Raw genomic sequence first — 26,100 nt, 5'->3', positions numbered from 1 at the left:
GCGGTGCACGGCCAACGCAGTACGCAGTACATGGAGCAGCACCCGTTACAAGGAAGAATCTGTCTCATAGAAAGGAACGCACGATATGACCGACACCACGATTTATACCGAAATGCTTCAACCACGCGGCGCTGCATACAGCAGTGACCGGATCAAAGCCTGGAGCCATTACCGCGAGCCCATCGACAGCGGAGATGGCCGATTGCATGGCGAATCGCGTCGCTGGGGCGATGCCAGTCCACAAACCCAATCACGGGTAATCGATAGTCTTATCGATGCCTCGCGGGATGCCGGGCTTTCATCGCGCGAGACCGCTTACGTCCTTGCCATCGCCCGAGTTGAATCAGGCTTCAATCCTGATGCTGCTGCGGGCACAACGTCTGCCTCGGGCCTGGGTCAATTCATCGACCGCACCGGCGCGCATTACGGCGTCAACGCGTCCAACCGCTTCGACGTGCAAACGCAGTCGCAGGCCTTGGTGCAACATTTCATCGATAACCGCGATCTTGCGCGCAGCCGCGGTGAGGGCGAGGACTACATCTACAAATATCACCACGATGGGCCCAGCAAGGATTATGGCGGCCTTGCTCTGTCGCGGCGCGAGATTGCCCCTCATCTGGACAACTACACCCAGTTTGTCGAACAGCGTCTCGCCCAGACGCAGGGCAATGCCGTGGACCGGCCTGCACCCGCGATGCACCCGGCCGAGCCCAGCCATGGCGCTCGTAGCAATTTCCAGCAGACGATGGAACGGATGCTCCCACCGCAGAACGGGACGGCACCGCACATCACCGGCCATTACGGCGAGCATCGCAGTGCCCGCGATCACGGCGGTACCGACTTCAACTACCAGGGTGGCCAGACAGGCCGCAACATGCAGCACCCGACGGTGCATTCGCCGGTCGCCGGAACCGTCACCTTCGCGGGCGGCAACTACGGCACCGTCAAGATTCGCGATGCACAGGGCAACTCGCACGAGATCCTGCACCTGGACGCGCTCAAGGTGAAGGAAGGTCAGACGCTGTCCGCCGGCGATGCCATCGGCACGATGGGTGGACGCGGCCCGAACGGTAACAGCCAGTACGCGCAGCACGTGCATTACCAGCTGCGCGATGCCAACGGCAAGCTGACCAGTCCGGAGACATTCTGGAATCAGGGCCATCAGCAGGAGTCCGGCGCGCGCCACTCCCAGCCGGCGGCAGCGGGTGGCAATGGCACGCTGCGGCATGGCGAGCAAGGCAGTGATGTCGGCAAGCTGCAGCAGGACCTCAACCGTCTCGGCGTGCGCGATGCGCAGGGCAACCGGCTTGCCGAGGATGGCCGCTTTGGCGACAACACGCGTGAGGCGGTGATTGCGTTCCAGAAGCAGCACGGGCTGCAGCCCGATGGCGTGGTGGGGCGCAACACGCAGGCCGCGTTGTCCGCACAACCGGCCCAGGCACAGGCAGCGCAGACGCCGGTCGCTGCGCCCAAGGGGCCGTCGCTCGACGATGCCTCGCATCCGGACCATGCCTTGCACAACGCAATCCGCAGCAAGCTGCCCAGCATGATCTCCAACGAGACCGCGGCCCACGTCACCCTGCAGGCCAAGCAGAACGGTATCGATTCGGCAGACAAACTGCAGAACGTCACCGTGCAGGATGGCAAGGCATTTGTCATGGGCACCACGCCGGGCTTCCGTGCGGCAGTGGATCTGAACCAGCCAGCTCCCCCGCTGGAGCAGACCAGTGCGCAATTGCTGGCTGGCCAGGCTTCGCAGCAGCGTGCGCAGGATGAGCAGCAGCGGGTTGCGATCGGCGGCCGCTGACGGTTCAACGCCGCAGCACGAAAAACCGGCCAGATGTCTGGCCGGTTTTTTTGTGCCTGTCTGCTTTCGACAGTAGCGCCGAGAGCGTCGCTGCGGCCGCGTCTGACTGCACACCCTGCGCGGATTGCCTGTTGTTGCCAGCGGATTGTGCGTCGCTGGAGTTTGGTGCACCCTCCAGATTGCGACGAGACGGCATGCCTGCCGCGCTGGCGATGTCGCACACGCAGTGACACTCCTGCTGCTCTGCGATGCCCTCCACACCGCAAAGTGGCGCGGCGCACAGAACGCAACACAGCTGTAACTTTTACTACTGTGCTGTCATGGACTGTGCAAGTTTATCTGCCGGCACCTGTTGCCAGTCGCGATCGGCCGTGATGCGTATCGCCGCCGATCTTTGCATTGCACGTTTTCGGGGAGAGAGTCGTCATGCAAGTTCATGTCCTGGGCGCGGCGATCTGCTGCGCGCTATCGTTGTCTGCTGTCGCCACTGCTGCGGATCTTTCCGCGGATGCCGCGGTGTCGCGCGCGCAATCCTTGTTGGGCAATCACGCTGCGGCGCTGGCCAATCGTGCAACGGCCGATGCGTTTGTCGCGCGCGACAGCATTGTCGATGCCGACGGCAGCGAGCATGTGCGCTTCGATCGTACGTATCAGGGCCTGCCGGTGATCGGCGGCGATGTGGTGGTGCATTCGCGGCGCGGAGTGATGCGTCAGCTGAGCCAGAGCATGCACACCAGCGTGCGCCCGAGCATCGTGCCCGGCATCGATGCCGACACGGCAGTGCGCGCGGCCGGTGCGCAGTTCGATCTGGCACCCGATGCCGCGCCGCGCGCAAGCCTGGCCTTGTATGCGCGTCAGGGCGCACCGCGGCTGGTCTATGAAGTGATCTACAGCGGCATCAAGCCCGATCAGACGCCGACCGAAATGCATTACATCGTCGACGCAATCAATCAACGCATTCTCGAATCCTGGGACACGGTGCACACCGCATGCGCGGGTGGCACCAGTGCGGCCGGCACCGGGCGTTCGCTGTATGCAGGCAGCGTGGCGTTGGCAACGACGCGTTGCAGCAGCGGTTACGAGTTGACCGATCTGAGCCGCGGCAGCGGCGCCACCTACAACATGCGCAACAGCACCTCCGGCAACGGCACGCTGGTCACCGATGCCGACAACGCCTGGGGCAGCGGCGCCAACAGCGATACGGTGACCGCGGCAGTGGATGCGCATTACGGCGTGGCGTTGACCTGGGACTATTTCCGCACCACCCATGCGCGCAGCGGCATCGCCAACGATGGTGTCGGTGCGCGCAGCCGCGTGCATTACGGTAGCCGCTACAACAACGCGTTCTGGCAAGACAGCTGCTTCTGCATGACCTTCGGCGATGGCGACGGCAGCACGTTCACGCCGCTGGTGTCGGTGGATGTGGCCGGCCACGAGATGACCCATGGCGTGACCAGCCGTACCGCGCGCCTGGTGTATTCGGGCGAGTCGGGCGGCCTGAACGAAGCCACGTCCGACATCATGGGCGCGATGGTGGAGTACTCCGCCAACAACAGCGCGCAGCCGGGCAATTACCTGATCGGCGAGAAGATCATCCCGGGCAACAGCAGCGGGACGCTGGCCCTCCGCTACATGTTCAAGCCCAGCCTGGATGGCGATTCGCCCGATTGCTACAGCAGCAGCCTGGGCTCGCTCAACGTGCATTACAGCTCGGGCGTGGCCAACCATTTCTACTATCTGCTGGCCGAAGGCGCGGTGGTGCCGAGCGGCTTCGGGTCGGGCACCAGCTGGAACGTGACGCCGGCCGGGCTGGTCTGCAACGGCAATACGGCATTGACGGCGATCGGCCGGGCGGCGGCCAGCCGCATCTGGTACCGCGCGTTGACGGTCTACATGACGTCCTCGACCAACTACGCGGCCGCACGCAGGGCCACGTTGAGCGCGGCCACCGATCTGTACGGCAGCACATCCACACAGTACCGCGCGGTTGCCGCAGCGTGGAGCGCCGTGTCGGTCAACTGATGCACGCCGGCCCCTGCCACGCGCCTTGTGCGTGGCAGGGAGCACGGCTGCCACAGTGCCATCCGCGCGCGTATGCTTGGGTCATTCCTGGGAGGGAACATGACCGAACGCACCAAGACCGCGCGACCGATCGACCGCTATTTCGCCAATTACGCCGACGATCACCGCAACACCACCAATCAGCAGATCCACGTGCTGGCGGTGCCGGCGATCCTGTGGTCGGTGGTGGCCCTGCTGTGGTGCATCCCGGTCGGCGGCACCTGGTTCAGCAGCGGCGTATGGGCGGCGTTGTCGATGTTCGCGGCCTGGTCGTACTACAACCGCCTATCGCGTCCGCTCGGGCTGGGCATGCTGGGGATCTTCTTTTTCTTCGGCTGCCTGTGCCGGTTGCTCGAAGGCAGACTCGGGCTCACCGGGCTGTTCGCCACGGCGCTGACGGTGTTCGTGCTGGCCTGGGTCGCGCAATTCGTCGGCCACCGGATCGAAGGCCGCAAGCCGAGCTTCCTGACCGACCTGACCTATCTGCTGATCGGGCCGATCTGGGTGTTGGCCAAGCTCTATCGTCAATTGGGTTGGCGGTACTGAGCGCGAGTGACAGCCAGAACATAGCCGGTCGCCGGCGGGGTCATGACCTGAAAGCAGCGGATTACGCCTGAGCGCTGCGGCGGCTAACGGTCATACTGCATCGCCCTGCACAGCAGAGCTAGCGGACCGCGCGCCATGCAGGTCTTCGAAGCACATCCGCCCAGACGAGCCTCACTCGCCGATGCCGAGTTCTTCGGGCAGGGGACGAAAGGCGCGCGGCGCATAACCGAAGTCGCGACGCGCCGGTTCCAGGTCAAACACCAGGTCATCGCGCATGCGCTGCAATGCGGCCGCATTGATGCCACGCAGGCGCCCCAGCCGCTGCGCAGCGGTGAGGGCAAGGCCGAACAGGCCGGGCGGCACCTGATACAGCCGCGCCGGTCGCGGCAGCGCCGCCAGCACGCGCTCCACCATCTGCGTGTAGGCCAGCACTTCGCCGCCGCCGACGGCATAACTGCGCTGCTGCGTCGCCGGCTGGGTGACCACCGCCAGCGCGGCGCTGGCCAGATCGTCCACATGCACCGGCTGGCGCAGCCCGGTCGCGTTGGCCGGCAGCACGAAGGCGCCGGTGCGCTGCGCCAGCCCGGCGATCTGGGTGAGCGTGCGGTCGCGCCCGGCACCGTAGACCAGGGTCGGGCGCAGTACCGTCGCCGCAGCGCCACGCGCCTGGGCTGCGGAAAACAGCGCCTGTTCGGCATTTGCCAGGCGCTGCGCGACATCGCGCTCGGCCGCGTCGATCGAGTGTTCCTTGACCTCCAGGCTGGTGGAACCGAACGCCACGATGCGCGGAGCACGCACCGGATTTTCGACATACCAACGCGCGAAATGGTCCAGCGGACCGCAGCTGAAGATCACCTCGAATGCCTCGCCCGCGGCAGCCGGCATGGCCAGATCGCCCTGCCGCCAGATCAGCCCGGCGCGCGCGGCACGTGGCTGGCGCGACCAGGCCGTCACCTGCCAGCCGCGGCCGAGCAGCCGCGTCAGCAGGCGTTCGCCGATCTGACCGCTGCCGCCGAACACCAGGGCGCGCGGCGCAGAAACGGCAGTGGACGGAGCGGGATCGGCAGCGGTCACAGGGCTCGGATGCAGTCTGGGTGATCCCAGCATAGCGAGTGACAGGCAGCGGCGCGACGCCGATCCGGCCGCGATTTGCGCGGGCGCGCAGCCACGGCGTTGACGCTGGCGTCAGTCAACGATTTGTTAAGCTCTCTGGCCTGCTCGCGAATCTTGTGTTCCCTGCATGCCTTTCTCGCTGGAAATCCTGCTTGCGCTGCCATTTGTGATGGCGGCCGCCACTGCGCTGCTCTGGCGCACCTCCCGTTCGATCACTGCGTGGTTGGCTGCGGCCGCGCCGTTGGGCGGGCTGGTCATCCTGGCGACGCTCACACCGGCCGTGTTGCGCGGTGAGGTGATCGGCAGCCAGTACGCATGGTTGCCGCAGATCGGCCTGATGTTCTCGTTGCGGCTCGATGGCTTGGCGTGGATGTTCGCGTTACTGGTGCTGGGCATCGGTGCGCTGGTGGTGATGTATGCGCATTACTACCTGAGTGCACGCGATAGCGCATCGCGTTTCTTCGCCTATCTCATGCTGTTCATGGGCGCGATGCTCGGCATGGTGCTGTCGGGCAATCTGCTGTTGCTGATGGTGTTCTGGGAACTCACCAGCATCAGTTCGTTCCTGTTGATCGGCTTCTGGTCGCACCGCAAGGATGCGCGCGAAGGCGCGCGCATGGCTTTCGTGCTGACGGCCGGTGGCGGCCTGGCCCTGCTCGGCGGCATCCTGATGATCGGCCGCATCGTCGGCAGTTTCCAGCTGGATGCGGTGCTGGCGGCCGGCGATCTGATTCGTGCCAGTCCGTTGTATCCGTATGCACTGGGGCTGGTGCTGCTGGGCATCTTCACCAAGAGCGCGCAGTTCCCGTTCCACTTCTGGCTGCCGCACGCGATGGCGGCGCCGACGCCGGTGTCGGCGTACCTGCATTCGGCCACGATGGTGAAGGCCGGCGTGTTCCTGCTGGCGCGCCTGCATCCTGCCCTGGCCGGCACCGACCTGTTCTTCTACACGGTCACCAGCATCGGTGCGATCACGCTGTTGCTCGGCGCATGGCATGCGATCTTCCAGCACGATCTCAAGGGCGTGCTGGCGTACTCGACCATCTCGCATCTGGGCCTGATCACCATGCTGTTCGGCCTGTCCACGCCGATGGCGGTGGTGGCAGGCGTGTTCCACATCCTCAACCACGCGGTGTTCAAGGCCTCGTTGTTCATGGCCGCCGGCATCATCGACCACGAGACCGGCACGCGCGACATGCGCAAGCTGGGCAACCTGCGCCGCCTGATGCCGGTCACCAGCGTGCTGGCGATCACCGCCTCGCTGGCGATGGCCGGTGTTCCGCTGCTCAACGGCTTTTTGTCCAAGGAAATGTTCTTTGCCGTGGCGCTGGAAACCGATGCGCCGCAGACGATGCGGGTGTTGGCCAGCATCGCCGCACTGCTGGCCGGCCTGCTCGGCGTGGCCTATAGCCTGCGCTTCGTGCACGACACCTTCTTCGGCCAGGGCCCACGCGATCTGGACACCACTCCGCACGAGCCGCCGCGCTGGATGCGGATTCCGGTGGATGTGCTGGTGCTGATCTGCGTGGCCGTGGGCATCGTGCCGGCCTGGACCATCGCGCCGGTGCTGCGCGCCGGTGCCAGCGCCATCCTGGGCGCGCGCCTGCCCGACTACAGCCTGGCGCTGTGGCATGGCTGGAACTGGCCGCTGGCGATGAGCATCGCCGGCATGGTGGGCGGCACCCTGTTGTACATGGCGCTGCGCCGCACGCTGGACATGTACGCGATCCAGAACCGCTCGCCCGGCAAGGCGCTGTTCAACTGGAACCTGCGCGCGCTGTTCGCCGGCACCGTGCGCATGACCGATGCGGTCACCAACGGCAACCTGCAACGCATGCTGATGCTGCTGGTGCTGAGCGCTGTCGTAGTGGCGCTGGTGCCGTTCCTGCAGGGCGGCGCATTGCCGGCCTGGCCCGCGCCCACCCCGCTGCCGCTGCTGGGCTGGACGATCTGGCTGCTGATGATCGCCTGCGCCCTGGGCAGCCTGTTCCTGTACAAGCAGCGCCTGCTCGCAGTGCTGGTGCTGGGTGGCACCGGCCTGGCGGTCAGCATGACCTTCGTGTTCCTGTCGGCACCGGATCTTGCGTTGACCCAGTTGCTGGTGGAGATGGTCACGCTGGTGCTGATGCTGCTGGCGATGAATTACCTGCCCGAGCGCTCGTTGCCCGAGCCCGCGCGCCTGCGCAAGCTCCGCGATGCCGGCATCGCCGTCGTCGGTGGTGCCGGGCTTGCCGCATTGGCCTATACCTTGATGACCCAGCCCAGCCACACGGTTGCCGGCGAGCTGTTGCAGCGTGCGCTGCCGGAAGCCTACGGGCGCAACGTGGTCAACGTGATCCTGGTGGATTTCCGCGGCTTCGATACCTTCGGCGAGATCACCGTGTTCGCGATCGCCGGGCTGGTGGTGCACGCGCTGCTGCGGCGCTCGCGGATGGCGCCGGAGCGCAGCATGCCCGGGCCGCCGATCAAGTTGCCGGTGCCGGCCGATCTGGCGCAGATCATGTTCCCGCTGACGCTGACGGTGTCCTTGTTCCTGTTCCTGCGCGGCCATAACGCGCCCGGTGGCGGCTTCATCGCCGGGCTGGTGCTGGCGGTGCCGTTGCTGATGCAGTACGTGATCCAGGGTGCCGCGTCGGTGGAATCGCGCTTCGGCTTCGACTACATCCGCCTCATCGGCATCGGCCTGCTGTGCGCGCTGGTCAGCGGTGCCGGTGCGCTGGTGTTCGGCATGCCGTTCCTGAGCAGCGGGCATCTGGAGATTCCGTTGCCGCTGCTGGGCGACCTGGAACTGGCCAGCGCGCTGGGCTTCGATGTCGGCGTGTATCTGGTGGTGTTCGGTGCGGCGATGCTGATGCTGTCGATGATGGGCACGATCAAACCCTCGCGCACGCGCAGCTCGCAGCGCGGCGAGATCGACCCCACCCAACGTTCGACACGCACCGCGGAGCAGCATTGATGGAACTGGCAGTGGCAAGCGCGATCGGCGTTCTCACCGCATTGGCGATCTACCTGTTGCTGCGCGCACGCAGCTTCGACGTGATCCTGGGGATGACCTTCCTGTCGTACGCGACCAACCTGCTGATCTTCGCCGGTGGGCGGCTGCGCAGCGGCCAGGCGCCGGTGCTGCGCGAGGGCGTGCCGGCCGACCTGATGCACTACACCGACCCGTTGCCGCAGGCGCTGGTGCTGACCGCGATCGTGATCGCCTTCGCGATGACCGCGGTGAGCCTGGTGCTGGCGATCCGCAGCCGCAGCGACAACGGCAGCGATCATGTGGATGCGCATGAAGACGCCACCACCGGCGTGGATACGCGCGAGGCCCGGCGATGAACCATCTGCTGATCCTGCCGATCCTGATCCCGATGCTGGGCGCGTCGGCGTCGCTGTTCGTCGAACACCGACGCTATGGGCCGCGCGTGCAGCGCACGGTGGCATGGGCGAGCATGGCCTTGCTGGCCGCAGCGGTCATCGCCTTGTTCGCGCGCGCCGCCGAAGGCCAGGTGCTGGTGTACCTGCTCGGCGACTGGCCGGCGCGCATCGGCATCGTGCTGATGGGCGACCGCCTGTCGGCGTGGATGCTGTTGACCACCCTGATCCTGGGCGCGGCCTGCCTGCTGCATGCCTGCGCCGGCTGGGACCGGCGCGCGCCGCATTTCCATGCACTGTTCCAGTTCCAGCTGATGGGCTTGAACGGTGCGTTCCTGACCGGCGACATCTTCAACCTGTTCGTGTTCTTCGAAGTGATGCTGATCGCCTCCTACGGTCTGCTGCTCAGCGGCGGGCGCGGGCTGCAGATGCGTGTGGGCCTGCATTACGTGGTGTTCAACGTGTGCGCGTCGACCCTGTTCCTGATCGCGCTGGGCCTGCTGTTCGGCGTGTTCGGCACCTTGAACATGGCCGAGCTGTCGCAACGCATCGCCGCGTTGCCGGCGCAGGACCTGCCGCTGGCCAAGGCCAGCCTGGGCCTGTTGCTGCTGGTGTTCTGCAGCAAGGCCGCGTTGCTGCCGCTGTACCTGTGGCTGCCGGAGACCTATTCGCGCGCGCCGGCGGCGGTGGCGGCGTTGTTTGCGATCATGACCAAGGTCGGGCTGTACGCGACGCTGCGGGTGTCGGCGCTGTGGTTCGGCACCAGTGCCGGCGCGCTGCAGGGCTTCGGCCGCCACGCATTGCTGTGGCTGGGCATCGCCACGCTGCTGATGGCCGCGTTCGGGGTGATGGCCGCATCGCGGCTACGGGTGATGGTGTCGTATCTGGTGGTGTTCTCGGCGGCGACATTGTTCATCGCCTTCTCGCTGGACGATGCCGGCGCGTTGGGTGCAGGCCTGTACTACCTGCCGCATAGCAGCTTCGTGGCTGCGGCGTTGTTCATGGTGTCGGACCTGATCCGGCGTCGCCGCGGCAGCGCCAGCGACCGCAAGGAAGTGGTCGCGCCGCTGCCGCGGCGCGGGATCCCCGGCGCGATGTTCATGGTCGCCGCGGTCGCGGTCGCCGGGCTGCCGCCGTTGTCCGGCTTCCTGGCCAAGGCCGCATTGCTGCAGCACGTGCCCGAGGGCCTGGTCGGGCCAGTGTGGTTCGCCATCCTGGGCAGCAGCCTGCTGGTGGTGATCGGCCTGACGCGTGCCGGCGTGCGCCTGTTCTGGCGCGTGCCCGAAGCAGTGCAGGACGTTCCCGAGCTGCAGCCGCAACGGCGTGCACGCATGCGCCCGGTGGAGACCGCCGCCACGCTGCTGTTGCTGAGCGGGCTGGTGGCGATGACGGCCGGTGCCGGCCCGTTGATGCGCTATACCGACGCGGCCGGCGTGCAGCTGCGCGACCCCGGCGCCTACGTCGAGCAGGTCCGCGCCACCACGCCGCAACGGAGGCAGCCATGAGCACGCGCCTGCCGCTGCGTAGCCGGCTGCTGCCCTCGCCGTCGCTGAGCGTGACGGTCTTCATTTTCTGGCTGTTGCTCAGCGACAGCTTCGGGCCGCAGCAATGGGTGCTGGGCTTGTTGCTGGGCTGGGTGGTGCCGATCTTTGCGGCGCGCCTGGACCGCGAGTTCGCCCGCATCGGCTCGCTGCGTTCGGTGCCGCGCATGTTGCTGGTGGCCGCCGGCGACATCGTGCGCTCCAACATCAAGGTGGCTGGCCAGGTGCTCGGCCCGGAGTCGCGCATCCACCCCGGTTTCATCTGGGTGCCGCTGGATATCGCCAACATCCACGGCATCGCCGCGCTGACCAGCATGATCACGCTCACTCCCGGCACAGTGTCGGCGGCACTCTCGGACGACCGCAAGTATCTGCTGGTACACGTGCTGCACCTGGACGACCCGGACGCCTTGATCGCCGAGATCAAGACCCGCTACGAGAAGCCCCTGATGGAGATCTTTCCGTGACCGGCCACATGTTCATCGAATCGACCATCGTCATCTGCATGCACACGGTGGGCCTGGCCATGCTGATGGCGCTGTGGCGCCTGCTGCGCGGCCCGAGCGTGCCCGATCGCATCCTGGCGCTGGACACCCTGTCCATCACCGCCATCGCCGAGCTGATGCTGCTGGGCATGTACCTGGACTCGCCGATCTACTTCGAGGCCGCGCTGGTGATCGCGATGCTGGGCTTCGGCAGCACCGTGGTGCTGAGCAAGTTCGTGTTGCGTCGGGACATCGTCGAATGATCGCACTGACCGAATATCTGCTCAGCGCGCTGCTGCTGGTCGGCACCTTCTTCATCCTGATCGGCGCGCTCGGCCTGGTGAAGCTGTCGGACTTTTTCAAGCGCCTGCATGCGCCGACCAAGGCCAGCACCCTGGGGGTGGGCTGCGTGCTGCTGGCATCGGTCGGCTATCACCTGTTCCTGGGTGTGGACCCGCAACCGCGCGAGTTGCTGATCACCGTGTTCCTGTTCATCACCGCACCGATCAGCGCCCATCTGATGGCCAAGGCCGCGCTGTCGCTGATGATGGAAAACCGCCCGGAAGTACCCAACCATGGCGAGATGAAGAAGGAAGGCCTGCCCACACCGCAGACGCAAGGCGATGTGGGCGAAAACGCGGAAACCGCCAAACAGCACGCCGAGCCGGACAAGGATCCGCGCTGAGCTGCGCAGCTGCTTCGAGACCCCCTGCCCGGATGGTCTCGACACGTTGTTCTACGCGCATGCTACCAATCGACTATGCGCGCGCACGCTGCGCTGCCGGAAGCCGCTTGCGCCGCCGATGCGGCGCCGCGGCGGCCGTGACGGATCAGCCGCAGCCTTCCACATAATCCACTTGCGGCGGCTGCCCGACCCGCCAGCTGCTGACCTTGCCGTCGGCATCGGTCTCGAACACCAATGCGGACCGGGTGGCCGCATCGGCCATGCGCAGGGTGAACGCGCCGGGGACGTATTTGTGCGGCTGTTCGGTCAGACCTGCCGGATACAGCGCGCGCAGCTGCGCCAGCGTCATGCCGACCTTGCCGCCGCCCGGGGCGAGCTCCTTGGGTTCGTTGGTCTGATAACGCATAAGGCGATCGCCTTCGAACATGAAACCGAAGCGGCGTGCATCCTCGGCCCACTGCGGCCGTAAAAGATAGCAGCCGCCATCTGTCGCCGGTTCGCCGCGCAGGTCGCCGCCCCAGGCAGCGCGCGCCTGCGCTGCGTCCATGCCCAGGCGCAGATCGCCGTACCCATCCAGGCGCGCGAGCGCAGCCGGCTGCTGGCGCAGTTGCGGCGGAAACGTGCCGGCCGGCGCAGTTGCCGGCGGAACCTCGCCGGCTGGCTGGTCGTTGGCGGCTGCCACCGGTGCGGGTGCCGCGTCGGGCGCGGCCGTGGTGGCGTCCTCGGCACGGTTGCAGCCGGTCAGCAACAGCAATGCGCCCATCAAACCAAGCAATCTGGTGGTCATGCATGCATTCCTTACGGGTCCGCTACAGCGTACACAGCCCACATCGCGACGATGTGCAGAACGCGCTGGCGTTGTCTCGTGCCGATGTCATCGGCGCTTCATTGGCGGCGGGCAAGCTGGGTGCCTCGCAGGACCGCCGCCATGACCCCACGCAAGACCGAGCTCGCCCTTACCGCGCTGCAATCGCACCGCAGTCCACTCACCTTGCTGCAGCGACGCGCGCTGATCCTGGCCGACGGCCAGCGCGATCTGGCAACGCTGGCCGTGCTGCTGGGCGGCGACGGCGCCGCGCTGGTGCATGCGCTCTGCGCGATGGGCTATCTGGAGTTCGGCACGCAGGCAGGGAGTGCGATACGCACTGCCCAGGCGTCTGATTCCTCGCCGGCAGGCGTGCCCGGTACCCACGTGACGCCGCCAGCGGCACCACCGAGCGAAGAAGACCTGCAGCGCCAGCGCCGTCGCGCGGCCACCAACGCGCGGCTGTACCTGCTCGACATCCTGCAGCTGCAACGCGACCCGGCGGCCGCCGCGCTGCATCGGCAGCTGCAGGCCGCACGCGCCGAAGACGCCATCGGCGCTGCCATTGCCGACGCGCTACGCGCGTTGCCGCAGATCACCTCGGCAAGCTATGCCGAGCGCGTACGTGCCCGGATTGGCGAGCTGTTGCCGGATGCGCTGCAGGCGGCTTGAGCGGACAACCGGAACCCTCGATCCGGCACCTGCGACCCCTGGCTGCCGTAGTGCCTGATCAGCACATTCGCCCACCTGCCTGAGTTACTGCGCACCCTCTGAGCCGGGCGCCTGAAACGCCGCGCGCAATCCGGACCAGCACTGCTGGTAGTCGCCCTGCCGGTGCGCGGCCTGCAAGGCCTGCTGGGTGGGGCGCAGCACCGCACGCGTTTCGAACATGAAGGCCATGGTGTCGGCGATCACATCCGGGCGCGTCAGGTCCGCATGCGAGGCCTTGTCGAAGGTCGCCGCATCCGGGCCATGCCCGCTCATGCAGTTGTGCAGCGAGGCACCACCCGGCGCGAAGCCGTCGGCCTTGGCGTCGTAGACGCCGTGCACCAGCCCCATGAACTCGCTGGCCACGTTGCGATGGAACCACGGCGGGCGGAAGGTGTGCTGCGCCACCAACCAGCGCGGCGGGAAGATCGCAAAATCCATGTTCGCCGTGCCGTGCGTGTCGCTGGGCGAGGTCAGCACGGTGAAGATGCTCGGATCCGGATGATCGAAGCTGATCGAGCCGATGGTGTTGAAGCGGCGCAAATCGTAGCGATACGGCGCGTAGTTGCCATGCCAGGCCACCACGTCCAGCGGCGAGTAGCCGATGTCCGCACGCCATAGATGGCCCTGGAATTTGGCAACCAGCTCGAACGCACCTTCGCGCTGTTCGTAGGCCGCATGCGGCGTTTCGAAGTCGCGCGCATTGGCCAGCCCGTTGGAGCCGATCGGCCCCAGGTCGGGCAGCCGCAGCACTGCGCCGAAGTTTTCGCAGACATAGCCGCGCGCCTCGCCATCGGGCAGCTCGACGCGGAAGCGCACACCGCGCGGTATCACCCCGATCTGCTGCGGCTCCAGCTCCAGCACACCGAGCTCGCTATGGATGCGCAGGCGGCCCAGTTGCGGCACCAGCAACAGCTCGCCATCGGCATCGTAAAAGAAGCGATCGTGCATCGATGCGTTGGCCGCATACAGATGCACGGCGACACCCGACATCGCCTCCGGCCCGCCGTTGCCGGCCATGGTGTACAGACCGTCGACGAAATCGGTTGGCGTGGACGGCAGCGGCAATGGGCTCCAGCGCAGTTGATCCGGCGGCACCGGGCCGCGCCCGAAATCGTTGTGGAGCTGCGACTGTTCGACCAGGGAGAAACTGCCATGCACGGCCGCCGGGCGGATGCGGTACAGCCAGCTGCGCCGGTTCTCGCTACGTGGCGCGGTGAACGCGGTGCCGGACAACTGTTCGGCATACAACCCGTGCGCCACACGCTGCGGCGAGTTCTGCCCCACCGGCAAGGTACCGGCCACCGCCTCGGTCGCAAACGCGTTGCCGAAACCGGTCATGTAGTGCTGGTTGTTATGCATGGCATGCGTCCGGATCTTGGCCCTCCCTTCCCGGATGCAGAAGGTTGGGATTGAATTGAATCAGGCCGCTTTCCTACCGTAGAAGAGCTAAGCCTGGCGGATTAAGCCCCTCTCCCCGCGAGGAGAGGGGCTTTAACAACGTGCGTCTTCGTTGATTTGTGTCGTCGGAAAAACACCTTGCCTGAACGCGCTTGATTGCGACCACTTGCCGCCCGCTTCGTTGGATCCGTACCGGAACCACATCCGACGTGACGGGCAGCCAGGCTGGACATCGCAACACTTTGCACCACTCAAGCCCGCACCGACCCAGTTAACCGCACCAACCACAAATCCCGAACAGCGAATCCCCAATCCGCGCCGTCAAAGCACCCCACGCTTCATCTGGTCGCGCTCGATGCTCTCGAACAGCGCCTGGAAATTGCCTTCGCCGAAGCCCTCGTTGCCCTTGCGCTGGATGATCTCGAAGAAGATCGGGCCGATGCAGTTCTGGGTGAAGATCTGCAGCAGCTTGCGCTGCTTGGTGTCCACGTCGGCATCGATCAGGATCTTGTTGCGGCGCAGGCGTTCGACATCCTCGCCATGGTCGGGGATGCGCAGGTCCACCACGTCGAAATAGGTATCGGGCGTATCCAGGAATGTCACGCCGGCCTCGCGCATCTTTTCCACCGAGCTGTAGATGTCGTCGGTGAAGCAGGCGATGTGCTGGATGCCTTCGCCGTGGTAGGCGTCCAGATACTCGTTGATCTGGCTCTTGGGGTCGGAGGACTCGTTGAGCGGAATGCGCACGATGCCGTCCGGGGCGGTCATCGCCTTGGACACCAGGCCGGTCTTGGCGCCCTTGATGTCGAAGTAGCGGATCTCGCGGAAGTTGAACAGGCGCTCGTAATAGTCCGACCAGCGCTGCATGTTGCCGAAGTACAGGTTGTGGGTCAGGTGGTCGATGAAGGTCAGCCCGAAGCCGGCCGGGTGCTGGTCGGCGCCTTCGATCGGCTCGTAGTCGGCGTCGTAGATGCTGCCCGCATCGCCGTAGCGGTCGACCAGATACAGCATGCAGTCGCCGATGCCCTTGACCACCGGGGCCGGCACGGCGCGGGTGTCGGCCTTGTCCTGCACCGCTTCGCCGCCGTTGCCCAGCACGGTCTGCAGCACCGTCTCGGCCGGGGTGCGGAAGCGGATCGCAAAGCCGCAGGCGCTCGGGCCGTGCGCGGCGGCGAAATCGGCGGCAAACGAATCGGGCTCTTCGTTGAGCAGGAAGTTGACCCCGCCCTGGCGATAGACGGTAATGGCACGGCTGCGGTGGCGCAGCACCGCGCTGAAGCCCATCTTGCGGAAATAGTCGTGTAGCTGCGCCGCCTGATCGGCGGGCGCGGCGAATTCGACGAATTCGAACCCGTCGATCCCCATCGGATTGTCGAAGGTGGTGACCTGCATGCCCAGGTTCGGGCGGGTTGCGGTACTGCTCGGTTGTGCGCTCATCGTCGTTTCTCCACGCTAGGCCGTCCGCAGGGCTATGCGGGGTGGCAGAAGACCCGCGAGAATGCGCAGGCCACCCAAGGTTTGTAGTTGCAAATGAAACCAAAATCAAGACACAGCGCAACATGAGCGATCTCGACGCCCCCACCCCGCCGCCACATCCTGTGCTGCTCAATCTCGAGCAGTTCCTGCCGTATCGCCTGAGCGTGCTGTCCAACCGCATCAGCAGCAACATCGCCAAGGTCTACGGCGATCGTTACGGCATGGCGATCCCCGAGTGGCGGGTGATCACCATCCTGGCGCTGTATCCGGGTTCCTCGGCCAGCGAGGTCTCCGACCGCACCGCGATGGATAAAGTTGCAGTCAGCCGCGCCGTGGCGCGCCTGCTGGAGCGCGGCTTCATCCGCCGCGAAACCCATGGCGACGACCGCCGCCGCTCGATGCTGGCACTGTCGCCGGCCGGCCGCCAGGTCTACGAGACCGTTGCCCCGCTGGTCAACGAGATGGAACAGCGGCTGATGTCGGTGTTCAGTGCCGAGGAGCAGCAGGTCCTGGAAAAGCTGATCGACCGGCTGGCCAAGGACGGGCTGCCGCGCATGGCCGGCAAGGACTGATAAAAAAACCCCCGCAGTGCGGGGGTTTTTGCATGCCAAGGCAACGACGGATCAGGCCTGCGGCGGCGCCCACTGCTTGAGGAAGTCGAACAGCTTCCGGCGGTCGAAGCGCTCGCCCTTGCGCAGGTCCGGGCCGGTCTGGGTGGTCAGCAGCTTGCCGTCGTTGTCCAGCACCAGCAGCGACGGATAGTCGTTGAGCTGGGCGAACTGCGACAGGAACGCGGCATTCTCGTTGGCCGCATCGCGATTGACCTTGACCACCACGAAGTGCGCATCGCGGAAGCTGCGCAGCTCCGCATCGCCGCCCATCAGCTCGTCCAGCGCCTTGCACGGCTCGCAGGCCGCATTGCCGACATTGAGCACGATGCGCTTGCCGCCGCGCTTGGCCTCGACCTTGGCGGTCTCCAGATCGGCGGCCGGATCGCGCGAGGGGTCGTACTGCGCATTGAGCGCCGCCGCCGCGGCGATGTCCGCCGCGGTGGGCGTATTGCCCGAGGACACCGGCTGGCTGGGATCGGCGCTGGGCGGCTTCTGCATCGAGGTATCCAGCGGCCGTGGCGCCTCCTGTTGCTCGGTGGGCTGCCCGCAGGCGCTCAACAGACCTGCCAGCAGCAGGCCACAGACAGTGGGTTTGATCGGCATCGCTGTTCTCCTCACTTCACACCATGCATCAGTTTGTTGATCAACGGCGCGATCAGGAACAACACCGCGCCAGCGCCCAAGAGCGCCCAAAATCCGAAGGTATACCCGCTCAGGGCCGAAGACACGCTCATCCCTTCGCTTCCGCTGACATGCCCGGCAAAAATGCCCGACAGGTTGTTGCCGATGCCGGTGGACAGGAACCAGCCGCCCATCCCGAAACCGACCAGGCGCACTGGCGCCAGCTTGGTCACCATCGACAGGCCGATCGGCGACAGGCACAGCTCGCCCACCGACTGGATCACGTACACCATGAACAAGGTCCAGAACGGCACCTTGCCAGCATCGTTGACCAGGCTCGACAGTGCAAACATCAGCAGCAGGAACGCCAGGCCGTTGAACAGCAGGCCCAGGCCGAACTTGCGCGGAATCGATGGGTTGAAGCGGCCGGCCTTGACCCAGATCCAGGCGATGACCGGCGCCAGCGTGATGATCGCAATCGAGTTCACCGACTGGAACCAGGCGGTCGGGAAGGTCCAGTCGCCGAAACTGCGGTCGACGATGTTGTCGGCCAGGAAGGTGAACGAGCTGCCGGCCTGTTCGAAGAACATCCAGAACAGCACGTTGAAGGCGAAGATGATCAGCATTGCGATCACCTTGTCGCGCTGCACCTTGCCTTCGCGGATGCCTTCGACCAGCAGCATCACCGACAGGCCGACGAACAACACGGTCAGCACGATCTGCAGCACGTCCGCACCGACGGCGAGCAGGAAGTACACCACCGGGATGGCCAGCACGCAGCCGACCAGCACCATCAGCACGCGGCCGATGCCCTGCGCGTTCGGCGCCGGTGCACCGATGCCCTTGAGCTGCGCGCGGCCGATCCAGAACCACACCAAGCTGATCAGCATGCCCACGCCGGAGGCCATGAACACCATCTTGTAGGACGGCATGGCGTCGGTGCCGAACACCTTTTCGGCCAGCAGCTGGGTCAGCACCGGCGAGATCATCGCGCCGAGGTTGATGCCCATGTAGAAGATGGTGAAGCCGCTGTCGCGGCGCGGATCGGCCACCGAATACAGCTTGCCGACCATGGTGGAGATGTTCGGTTTGAACAGCCCGTTGCCCACCACCACGGTGGCCAGGCCGATCTCGAACATGGTGTGGTCGGGAATGGCGATCAGGAACAGACCGGTGGCCATGACGGCCGCACCGACCAGGATCGAGCGTTGGTAGCCGAGCACGCGGTCGGCCACGTAGCCGCCGAAGATCGCTGCCGCATACACCAGCGCCAGATAGGCGCCATAGGTGCGTCCGGCCGGCGCCTGGCCGGTGGCATCGCCGTTGAAGAACTGCGCCACGATGTACAGCACCAGCGCCCAACGAATGCCGTAGAACGCGAAGCGTTCCCAGAATTCGGTCATGAACAGCATCCACAGCGGCCGGGGATGACCGAGCAGCGTGGGGAACTCGGGCGGTGCCGGCGGCGGCGGAGTGGCGGCGGAAGTCGGCGCGGTAGCGTCAACGCTCATGGAATGTCCCTTGCGTATTCAGTAATGGCTGGGTGCCCGGAGCGTACCCCGGGAGACGCGCGAGGATCACTTAGACGTCATGTACGCGTCAAATTCGCAGGACTCGCCGGCCTGATGGCGGCCGCTCTGCGGGGATGACGCCCGTAGCGACCCGCTCAGCCCTTTTCAGGGTCGCCGCGGCCACCACCCACCGGCTCACGACCTTCCACGCCCACCGAGGTGCGCACGTCGAACAGCTCCGGGAAAAACGTCAGCGCCAGCGCCTGCTGCAGAAAGCCCACGCCGCTGGACCCGCCGGTGCCGCGCTTGAAGCCGATCACCCGCATCACCGTGCGCATATGGCGGAAGCGCCAGAGCTGGAACTGGGTTTCCACATCGACCAGGTCCTCGCACAGCGAGTACTCGCGCCAGTAGCGGTCGGTGTTTTCGTAGATGCGCTCGAACACCGGGCGCAGGCTGTCGTCGGCCACATGCGCGCAGGTCCAGTCGCGGGCCTGGTATTGCGGCGGAATCGCATGCCCGAAGCGCGCCAGGTAGCGCAGGAACTCCTCGTACAGGCTGGGCGCTTCCAGCACCTCGCGCAGCCGCGCCTGCCCCTGCGGGTCGTACGCGAACACCTGCAGCATCTGCGGGTTCTTGTTGCCGAGCAGGAACTCGATATAGCGGTATTGCAGCGACTGGAAGCCGGACGAGGGGCCCAGCACGTCGCGGAATCCCATGTACTCGCTCGGCGTCAGCGTCTCCAGCACCGACCACTGTTCGGTGAGCTGGCGCAGCACCTGCTTGCTGCGCGCCAGCACCTTGCGGCACTGCCAGACCTGGTCGTTCTGCAGGTGCACCATCGCCGCGCGCAGCTCGTGCGCCAGCAGTTTCAGCCACAGCTCGGAGGTCTGGTGCTGGATGATGAACAGCATCTCGTCGTGGTGCGCCGGTTCGGACAGGGGCTGCTGCGCCGACAGCAACTGGTCCAGCCGCAGATAGCCGCCGTAGGTCAGCCGCCCCTCCAGATCGGTGTGGATGCCGGGTTCCAGGTCACGCAGATTCTTGTCGACGGGCATGGCGGTGCAGGTGGATCGGGCCGGTCAGGGTAGCTCAGTGGCGGGGATTGGGGATTGGGAGAATCGGGAATCGGGAATCGGGATTCGGGAGGCAGGAGTTGCTGCGCGCGGCCTTGATGCATGGCGCGGCAGCGCGCTGCCGTGGCAGCGTCCGGTTTGCCGGGGTGGCCTGCTTACTTGGCAGCCTGACGATGCCGTGGCGTACGCGACCGGTACTTCACACCTGCAAAATGCTGCAGCGGCTGCGCGCGCGCTCAGCCGCTGCGCCGGTGTCACCGTATCGTCAACCAAGGTCTGCAAATTCATGCAGAATCGAACTGCGCTGCCGGCCAGGGACGTGGCCGGACCAGGGGAGCGCTTCACGTCTCATGGATCAGGGGACTCTCATCTCATGCATGTGTTGCAGCGTCGTGCAGCCTTACTTCTCTGTGCGCTGGCGGTTGCCGGCCACGCCAATGCCCAGGTCGTCATCAGCCAGGTCTACGGCGGTGGCGGCAACAGCGGTGCCACTTTCCGCAGCGACTTCGTCGAGCTGCACAACATCGGCAGCACCACGGTCAGCCTGGACGGCTGGTCGGTGCAATACGCCTCGGCCGCCGGCAGCAGCTGGCAGGTCACGCCGTTGGCAGGCAGCGTTCCGGCCGGCGGCTATTACCTGGTCAAGCAGGCCGATGGCAGCGGCGGCAGCGTCGCGCTGCCCACGCCCGATGCCACCGGCACCATCGCCATGGGCGGCGGCGCCGGCAAGGTGGCGCTGAGCAACAGCGCCTCCGCGTTGAGCGGCGCCTGCCCCACCGGCAATGCCGATCTGGTCGGCTATGGCAGCACCGCCAGCTGCGCCGAAGGCAATGCGCCCACGCCGGCGCCCAGCAATACGCTGGCAGTGCTGCGCGGCGGCGATGGCTGCACCGACACCGACAACAACGCGGCCGATTTCGCCACCGGCGCGCCGGCGCCGCGCAACGCCGCCAGCCCCGCACGGCTGTGCAGCGGCGGCGGCCAGCCGATCGCCACGCTGGCCGACGTCAGCCAGGCCGAAGGCAACAGCGGCAGCCGCAGTTTCGTGTTCACGCTGAGCCTGAGCCAGCCGGCCGGCGCAGGCGGGGTGAGCTTCACCGCCGCCACCGCCGATGGCACGGCCACGGCCGGCAGCGACTATGTCGCCCTGCCCGCCTCCAGCGTCCGCATCGCCGCCGGCGAGCGCAGCGCCAGCATCACCGTGGAGGTGCTGGGCGACACCACGCCCGAACCCGACGAGACCTTCGCGCTGCAGATCAGCGGCCTCACCGGCACGTTGCCGGCCACGCTGAGCGCCACCGGCACCATCCTCAACGACGACTTCAGCCTGCTGCCGATCCACGCCATCCAGGGCAAGGGCGCACGCTCGCCGCTGGAAGGCCAGGTGGTCGCCACCTCGGGCATCGTCACTGCCCGTCGCAGCGCCGGCTTCTTCCTGCAGGCACCGGATGCCGAAACCGATGGCGATCCGGCCACCTCCGAAGGCGTCTACGTCTACACCGGCAGCGCACCGCCGGATGCCGCCGCCATCGGCAACCGGGTGCGCGTGCAGGGCACGGTGCTCGAGTACGTGCCCACCGCCGACCCGACCCAGCCGCCGCTGACCGAGATCGGCGGCAGCCTGACCGTGCTGCTGGATTCCACCGGCAACCCGTTGCCGATGCCGGTGGCGTTGAGCGCGAACTTCCCTAACCCGAATGGCGCCTTTGATCAGCTCGAAGCGCTGGAAGGCATGCGTGTCACCGCCGCCAGCCTCACCGTCAATGCCCCCACCGGCGGCAGCGTCAACGAGACCAACGCCAGCGCCACCAGCAATGGCGTGTTCCATGCGGTGGTCACCGGCCTGCCGCGCGCCTTTCGCGAGCCCGGCGTGCAGTTGCCCGACCCGCTGCCGGCTGGCTCGCCTGCCGGCGTGCCGCGCTGGAACACCAACCCGGAAGTGATCGCCGTCGGCAGTGCCGGCGTGGGCGCCGAACGGCTGGATCTGGCCTCCGGCTGCGTCGTGCTGGATGTCACCGGCCCGCTGGATTACAGCTTCCGCCGCTACACGCTGTATCCGGAACGCACCCCGCAGGTGAACTGCAACGGTGCCGACCAACCGCGCCCGGCACCGGTACCGCAGGCCGACGACGTGGCCGTGGCCACCTACAACATGGAGCGCTTCTTCGACGACCAGAACGACCCGGCGATCGGCGAACCGGTGCTCACCCCGGCCGCGTTCCAGGCCCGCCTCAACAAGGCCTCGCTGGCGATCCGCAACTACCTGCACACGCCCGACATCCTGGGCACGGTGGAGGTGGAAAACATCAGCGTGCTGCAGACCCTGGCTGCGCGCATCAACGCCGATGCCATCGCCTCCGGCCAGCCCAACCCGCAGTACGTGGCCTACCTGCAGGAAGGCAATGACGTCGGCGGCATCGACGTCGGTTTCCTGGTCAAGACCGGTGCGGTGTCGGCCGGCATGCCGCGCGTGGAAGTGGTGTCCATCGCCCAGGAGGGCAAGACCACCACCTGGACCGAACCGGGCGGTGGCGTGAGCCTGCTCAACGATCGCCCGCCGCTGGTGCTCAGCGCCAGGGTGCATCAGGCCGATGGCCGCGTGCTGCCGCTGACCGCCATCGTGGTGCATCAACGCTCGCTCAACGGCGCCGAGACCGACGATGCCGCAGGCACCCGCATCCGCGCCAAACGCCAGGCCCAGGCCGAGTACCTGGCGCGCCTGCTGCAGACGCGCCAGCAGCTCGACCCGGCCGAACAGGTGCTGGTGATGGGCGACTTCAACGCCTTCGAGTTCAACGACGGCTATGTGGATGCGATGGGCACCGTCACCGGCAGGCCGGCGCCGGATGCGCAGACCGTGGTGAGCGGCGATGGCGCGGACCTGGTCAACCCGGACTACACCGACCTGACCTGGTTCAACACGCCCGACCAGAGCTACTCGTACGCCTTCGACGGCAACGTGCAGTCGCTCGATCACATCCTGGCCAACGAGGCGCTGATGCGCGCACCGGGCATCGCCTCGCTGTCGGTGGGCCACGCACGCATCAATGCCGACTTCCCCGGCACCGCGCGCAACGATGCCAATACGCCCACGCGCCTGTCCGACCACGACCCCACCGTGGTGCTGCTGCGCATGGCGCCCGCGTTGCGTGCCGACCTGGGCGCAACGGTCACTGCGGCACGCGCACAGGTCACCGAAGGCGAGCGGATCGACTTCAGTGTGGAGGTGGAGAACCGTGGGCCCGACAGCGCGGCGTTTGCCGCAGTGGCACTGGCCTTCGATGCCGCGGTCAGCCCACGGGTCACCGCGGCACCGGGCTGGAGCTGTCAGGCGCCGGAAACCGCGACGCAGACGGTGGTCACCTGCACCATCGCCTCGCTGGCATCCGGCAATGCACAGCGCTTTGCCGTGCAGGTCGACGCTGGCGCGGAACTGGCAGGACGCACGCTGACCCTGGCCGCCTCGGTCGCCTCGCAAACGCCCGACCCGCAGCCGGACAACAACACCGACACCGCCGCAGTGAGTGTGCAGCCAGCGCTGCGCAGCGATCTGGCAGTGCGCCTGGAAGGCCCCGCCACGCTGCCCACCACCGCCTTCAACGCCACCTACCGGGTGTTGCTGGACAACCGCGGCAACGCAGCGGCCACCGGTGCCAGCGTGCGGATCGAAGGCAACACGGTGTCGGCCTTGTCGCTGCTGGTGCCGCCCAGCGGCTGGCGTTGCACCAAGCAACTGCCGTCGTTGCGCAACGCAGTGTTTGTCTGCAGCACCGCCGCCGCAGTGCAGCCGGGCGCGCAGGCCGTGTTCCAGCTGACCGTCGCGGCAAAGCCGATCCCGGCCGAACGCGCGGTGCGGGTGCAGGCCAGCGCCAGCTCGACCTCGCCCGATGTCAACCCGGCCGACAACGCGGCGCTGATCGTCACCCCGATCGGTGGAGGCACCGGCCGCCGCTGATCGCAGTGCAACACGTCGCAGTTCTGTACTGCGACAAAGGGCGCGGCCTGGTCCGCGCCCTTTTTTTTGTGCAAGCCAGCATCATTGTGTGCTGCGGTGCAGGACAGCTTTTTGCTGCGTGGTCCTTAACATCGCAACTCATATCATTTGAAACTTCTTGGTGAAGGTGTCGCCGCAATGAGCGTAGCCGCGCAGTTCGAGATCGAATATCTGCAATACATGGACGCGGACGGCCAGATCGTCCGCGACGACCTGCCGGCCGACGCCGCCAACCCGCAACAGTTGCTCGCGCTGTTCAAGCGCATGCTGTTCGTGCGCACCTTCGACAGCAAGTCGGTCGCGCTGCAGCGCACCGGCAAGCTGGGCACCTATGCGGCCTGCCTCGGCCACGAAGCCACCCACGTGGGCATCGGCGCATCGATGCGCAGCGGCGATGTGTTCGCGCCCAGCTATCGCGAGTACGGCACCATGTTCGAACGTGGCGTGCGACCGCGCGACGTGCTGCTGTACTGGGGCGGCGACGAACGCGGCAGCGACTATCCGCGCGATGCCGATGCGGCGATCGACTTCCCGATCTGCGTGCCGATCTCCACCCAGTGCCTGCACGCGGCCGGTTCGGCGCTGTCGTTCAAGCTGCAGGGCAAGCCGCAGGTCGCTGTGGCCTGCTGCGGCGATGGCGGCAGCTCCAAGACCGACTTCTACGCCGCGCTCAATTCGGCCGGTGCCTACAAGCTGCCGCTGATCCTGTGCGTGATCAACAACGGCTGGGCGATCTCGGTGCCGCGCTCGGCGCAGACCGGCGCGCAGACGCTGGCGCAGAAGGGCCTGGCCGGCGGCCTGCATTGCCTGCAGGTGGACGGCAACGACCTGATCGCGGTGCTCGAGGCGATGCGCCAGGCGCGTGCGCGTGCACTGGCCGGCGACGGCGGCACGGTGATCGAATTCCTGACCTACCGCCTGTCCGATCACACCACCGCCGACGATGCGCGGCGCTACCGCGGCGAAGAAGAGGTCAAGCAGGGCTGGGCGCGCGAGCCGCTGCTGCGGCTGCGCCGTTATCTCACCGCGCAGGGCCTGTGGGACGAGGCGCAGGAAACCGCCTGGAAGGCCGAATGCGGCGCGCGCGTGGACGAAGAGGTCAACGCCTACCTCAACACACCGGTACAGCCGGTCGAAGCGATGTTCGATTACCTCTACGGCGACCCGCCGGCCGAGTTGCTGGCCCAGCGCGCCGAGGTGATGGCACAGGAGGCCCGCCATGGATGAGCTCAACCAGTCGCACCTGGCTGCGACACAGCAGCAGGCCAGTGCCCCTTACAACGCCGCAGCCACGCGCGGAGAGATCGCCATGAGTTCGCCCATCACCCTGATCGAAGCCATCACCCAGGCGCTGGCCTGGGAGCTGGAACACGACCCCGCGGTGCTGGTGCTGGGCGAGGATGTCGGCGTCAACGGCGGCGTGTTCCGCGCCACCGCCGGCCTGCAGCAGCGCTTCGGCAGCGAGCGGGTGCTGGACACGCCGCTGGATGAAACCACCATCGCCGGCCTGAGCGTCGGCCTGGCCGCGCAGGGCATGAAGCCGGTGGCCGAAGCGCAGTTCGACGGCTTCGTGTATCCCATGGTCGATCACCTGATTTGCCATGCCGCACGCCTGCGCAACCGCACCCGCGGCCGCCTGCATTGCCCGATGGTGCTGCGCGTGCCGTGGGGCGGCGGCATCCGCGCGCCGGAACATCACAGCGAAGCCAACGAGGCCATCTTCACCAACGTGCCCGGCCTGCGTGTGGTGCTGCCGTCCTCGCCGCAGCGCGCCTATGGCCTGTTGCTGGCCGCGATCCGCGACCCGGATCCGGTGATCTACATGGAGCCCAAGCGCATCTACCGCCAGTACAAGGAGGTGGTCGCCAACGACGGCGAAGCGCTGCCGCTGGACGTGTGCTTCGTGCTGCGCGACGGCACCGACGTCACCCTGGTCACCTGGGGTGCGCAGGTCAAGGAAGCGCTGGAAGCGGCCGACAAGCTCGCCGGCGAAGGCATCAGCGCCGAGGTCATCGACGTGGCCACGCTGCGCCCGCTGGACTTCGACACCATCGCCGAATCGGTCGCCAAGACCGGCCGCTGCGTGATCGTGCAGGAAGCCCCGCGCACCGCCGGCTTCGGTGCGGAGATCGCCGCGCAGCTGGCGGAAAAATCGATGTACGACCTGCTCGCACCGGTCGAACGCGTCACCGGCTACGACACCCATATCCCGCTGTTCCGGCTGGAAATGAAGTACCTGCCGAGCGTGGAGCGCATCGTTACCGCTGCCCGTCGCGCGGTGGCCGCCGGCTGA

Annotated in this window: 21 protein-coding genes; 14 read left to right on the top strand and 7 right to left on the bottom strand. The window is 66.6% G+C overall.

The window, feature by feature from the left end; all coding sequences use genetic code 11:
* Window positions 1-85 precede the first annotated feature (85 nt).
* From AC06DU_RS02345 to AC06DU_RS02335, 3 genes are all read left to right on the top strand, one after another.
* The gene (locus AC06DU_RS02345; protein WP_478203449.1) at window positions 86-1,807 is read left to right on the top strand and encodes a peptidoglycan-binding protein; all 1,722 of its coding nucleotides are present in this window, start codon (window positions 86-88) and stop codon (window positions 1,805-1,807) included.
* 426 nt (window positions 1,808-2,233) lie between these two features.
* On the top strand, window positions 2,234-3,829 hold the full coding sequence (locus AC06DU_RS02340) for a M4 family metallopeptidase (protein WP_478203447.1): 1,596 nt from the start codon (window positions 2,234-2,236) through the stop codon (window positions 3,827-3,829).
* A gap of 99 nt (window positions 3,830-3,928) precedes the next feature.
* The gene (locus AC06DU_RS02335; protein ID WP_104561209.1) at window positions 3,929-4,414 is read left to right on the top strand and encodes an Mpo1 family 2-hydroxy fatty acid dioxygenase; all 486 of its coding nucleotides are present in this window, start codon (window positions 3,929-3,931) and stop codon (window positions 4,412-4,414) included.
* Between the two features lie 171 nt (window positions 4,415-4,585).
* On the opposite strand, the gene AC06DU_RS02330 is transcribed toward AC06DU_RS02335, so the two are convergent.
* Window positions 4,586-5,488, bottom strand: coding sequence for an NAD-dependent epimerase/dehydratase family protein (locus AC06DU_RS02330; RefSeq protein WP_024938210.1), 903 nt, complete (start codon window positions 5,486-5,488; stop codon window positions 4,586-4,588).
* A gap of 166 nt (window positions 5,489-5,654) precedes the next feature.
* Here AC06DU_RS02330 and AC06DU_RS02325 point away from each other — a divergent pair, with 166 nt between their 5' ends.
* From AC06DU_RS02325 to AC06DU_RS02300, 6 genes are read left to right on the top strand one after another with little or no spacing between them, the layout of a single operon-like run.
* Window positions 5,655-8,483: a monovalent cation/H+ antiporter subunit A gene (locus tag AC06DU_RS02325; protein WP_102250963.1), complete on the top strand. Its 2,829-nt coding sequence runs from the start codon at window positions 5,655-5,657 to the stop codon at window positions 8,481-8,483.
* Window positions 8,483-8,857, top strand: coding sequence for a Na+/H+ antiporter subunit C (locus AC06DU_RS02320; protein ID WP_016901335.1), 375 nt, complete (start codon window positions 8,483-8,485; stop codon window positions 8,855-8,857). The genes AC06DU_RS02325 and AC06DU_RS02320 overlap by 1 nt, the downstream gene beginning before the upstream one ends.
* Window positions 8,854-10,398: a monovalent cation/H+ antiporter subunit D gene (locus tag AC06DU_RS02315; RefSeq protein WP_478203446.1), complete on the top strand. Its 1,545-nt coding sequence runs from the start codon at window positions 8,854-8,856 to the stop codon at window positions 10,396-10,398. The genes AC06DU_RS02320 and AC06DU_RS02315 overlap by 4 nt, the downstream gene beginning before the upstream one ends.
* On the top strand, window positions 10,395-10,901 hold the full coding sequence (locus AC06DU_RS02310; protein ID WP_047127937.1) for a Na+/H+ antiporter subunit E: 507 nt from the start codon (window positions 10,395-10,397) through the stop codon (window positions 10,899-10,901). Before AC06DU_RS02315 ends, AC06DU_RS02310 begins: the two co-directional genes overlap by 4 nt.
* The gene (locus AC06DU_RS02305) at window positions 10,898-11,182 is read left to right on the top strand and encodes a K+/H+ antiporter subunit F (protein WP_046345450.1); all 285 of its coding nucleotides are present in this window, start codon (window positions 10,898-10,900) and stop codon (window positions 11,180-11,182) included. The genes AC06DU_RS02310 and AC06DU_RS02305 overlap by 4 nt, the downstream gene beginning before the upstream one ends.
* Window positions 11,179-11,604, top strand: a complete 426-nt coding sequence (locus tag AC06DU_RS02300) for a Na+/H+ antiporter subunit G (RefSeq protein ID WP_047127936.1) — start codon at window positions 11,179-11,181, stop codon at window positions 11,602-11,604. Before AC06DU_RS02305 ends, AC06DU_RS02300 begins: the two co-directional genes overlap by 4 nt.
* Window positions 11,605-11,749: 145 nt before the next feature.
* On the opposite strand, the gene AC06DU_RS02295 is transcribed toward AC06DU_RS02300, so the two are convergent.
* Window positions 11,750-12,367: a lectin gene (locus tag AC06DU_RS02295; protein ID WP_478204346.1), complete on the bottom strand. Its 618-nt coding sequence runs from the start codon at window positions 12,365-12,367 to the stop codon at window positions 11,750-11,752.
* Between the two features lie 75 nt (window positions 12,368-12,442).
* Between AC06DU_RS02295 and AC06DU_RS02290 the strand changes: the two genes are divergently transcribed.
* Window positions 12,443-13,081 carry a hypothetical protein gene (locus tag AC06DU_RS02290; RefSeq protein ID WP_425523990.1) on the top strand — a complete coding sequence of 213 codons (639 nt, stop codon included), beginning with the start codon at window positions 12,443-12,445 and terminating at the stop codon, window positions 13,079-13,081.
* 84 nt (window positions 13,082-13,165) lie between these two features.
* Here the strand turns inward: AC06DU_RS02290 and hmgA are convergent, their stop codons facing one another.
* On the bottom strand, window positions 13,166-14,479 hold the full coding sequence (hmgA, locus tag AC06DU_RS02285) for a homogentisate 1,2-dioxygenase (protein WP_478203445.1): 1,314 nt from the start codon (window positions 14,477-14,479) through the stop codon (window positions 13,166-13,168).
* A gap of 360 nt (window positions 14,480-14,839) precedes the next feature.
* A complete protein-coding gene (hppD, locus tag AC06DU_RS02280) occupies window positions 14,840-15,955 on the bottom strand; it encodes a 4-hydroxyphenylpyruvate dioxygenase (protein ID WP_046345445.1) in 1,116 nt (371 codons plus the stop codon).
* Window positions 15,956-16,077: 122 nt separating this feature from the next.
* On the opposite strand from hppD, the gene AC06DU_RS02275 reads away from it, so the two are divergent.
* Window positions 16,078-16,566: a MarR family winged helix-turn-helix transcriptional regulator gene (locus AC06DU_RS02275; RefSeq protein WP_016905082.1), complete on the top strand. Its 489-nt coding sequence runs from the start codon at window positions 16,078-16,080 to the stop codon at window positions 16,564-16,566.
* Between the two features lie 51 nt (window positions 16,567-16,617).
* Here the strand turns inward: AC06DU_RS02275 and AC06DU_RS02270 are convergent, their stop codons facing one another.
* The 3 genes from AC06DU_RS02270 to AC06DU_RS02260 form a co-directional block, all read right to left on the bottom strand.
* Window positions 16,618-17,208 (bottom strand): thioredoxin family protein, encoded by a 591-nt coding sequence (locus AC06DU_RS02270; protein WP_054592411.1) that lies wholly within the window; start codon window positions 17,206-17,208, stop codon window positions 16,618-16,620.
* An 11-nt stretch (window positions 17,209-17,219) separates the two neighbouring features.
* Entirely contained in the window at window positions 17,220-18,737 is a 1,518-nt protein-coding gene (locus AC06DU_RS02265; RefSeq protein ID WP_046345443.1) for a peptide MFS transporter, read from the bottom strand.
* 155 nt (window positions 18,738-18,892) lie between these two features.
* Complete coding sequence (locus AC06DU_RS02260) at window positions 18,893-19,795, bottom strand: tryptophan 2,3-dioxygenase (RefSeq protein WP_039531404.1); 903 nt, start codon at window positions 19,793-19,795, stop codon at window positions 18,893-18,895.
* 391 nt (window positions 19,796-20,186) lie between these two features.
* Between AC06DU_RS02260 and AC06DU_RS02255 the strand changes: the two genes are divergently transcribed.
* The 3 genes from AC06DU_RS02255 to AC06DU_RS02245 all read left to right on the top strand — a co-directional run bounded on the left by AC06DU_RS02255 (window position 20,187) and on the right by AC06DU_RS02245 (window position 26,100).
* Window positions 20,187-23,768: a lamin tail domain-containing protein gene (locus AC06DU_RS02255; protein ID WP_478203443.1), complete on the top strand. Its 3,582-nt coding sequence runs from the start codon at window positions 20,187-20,189 to the stop codon at window positions 23,766-23,768.
* Between the two features lie 177 nt (window positions 23,769-23,945).
* Window positions 23,946-25,034, top strand: coding sequence for a pyruvate dehydrogenase (acetyl-transferring) E1 component subunit alpha (pdhA, locus tag AC06DU_RS02250; protein ID WP_016901647.1), 1,089 nt, complete (start codon window positions 23,946-23,948; stop codon window positions 25,032-25,034).
* Entirely contained in the window at window positions 25,027-26,100 is a 1,074-nt protein-coding gene (locus AC06DU_RS02245; RefSeq protein ID WP_039515775.1) for an alpha-ketoacid dehydrogenase subunit beta, read from the top strand. Before pdhA ends, AC06DU_RS02245 begins: the two co-directional genes overlap by 8 nt.

The organism is Xanthomonas sp. NCPPB 3200 (genome assembly GCF_056393585.1).
Note: the sequence above shows the minus strand (reverse complement) of the source record. Positions and strands in the feature narration are given on the sequence as shown.